This window comes from Falsirhodobacter sp. alg1 (genome assembly GCF_000739715.2).
Lineage (GTDB): Bacteria > Pseudomonadota > Alphaproteobacteria > Rhodobacterales > Rhodobacteraceae > Falsirhodobacter.
Genome location: NZ_BBJC02000088.1, coordinates 1 through 536, shown reverse-complemented (window position 1 = coordinate 536; position 536 = coordinate 1). Strand labels below are relative to the sequence as shown.

Here is a 536-nt window from a genome sequence, read left to right as displayed (position 1 = left end):
TTGCACGCTTTCTGGAAGCAGCCGGCCTGAAGGAAAAGACGGTTCGCAACAACCCGAAAGCCGCTGTTCCCGGCAAGAAGGCAACCGATCTGGCTGCGAAAAAAGCTGCCCGTAACGCTGCACCTGCCGAAGCTGCTGCAGAAGAGTGATCGGNCGGGGGNCTTAGGCCCCNTTCCTTCATGGGGGAATGGCGATGGCTGACAGGATCTGCGTAGGCGCTATTTCCGGCGCGTTCGGTGTTCGGGGAGAGGTGCGGCTGAAAAGCTTCTGCGCCGTGCCCGAAGCGATTGCCGATTACGGCCCGCTTGGTACCGAGGATGGACGCAGTTGCAATTCCCCGCGCCGATATGCCCGCTGCCCTTGCCGGACGTGGGTTGGAGATTGCGTGGCTGGAGGATCCGGCCGAGGCATTCTTTCTGCAAGTTCAGGGGTCGGGTCGATTGCGCCTGCCGGACGGCCGATCCGTACGCTTGGGCTATGCAGGCAAGAACGGCTCGGAATACCGCTCTATCGGGCGGGAAATGGTCCAGCGGGGT

General features: G+C 62.1%; 1 protein-coding gene and 2 pseudogenes. All 3 read left to right on the top strand.

Features of this window, described 5'->3' with window-relative positions:
* Positions 1-149: pseudogene (locus TR36_RS14335) on the top strand (30S ribosomal protein S16); the annotation flags it as partial.
* 44 nt (positions 150-193) lie between these two features.
* Positions 194-322 (top strand): annotated as a pseudogene (gene rimM, locus TR36_RS15280) (ribosome maturation factor RimM); the annotation flags it as partial.
* Positions 318-536: MltA domain-containing protein (locus TR36_RS14330; RefSeq protein WP_192841380.1), on the top strand; the 219-nt coding region annotated here is incomplete at its 3' end. The pseudogene rimM and the gene TR36_RS14330, both read left to right, overlap by 5 nt.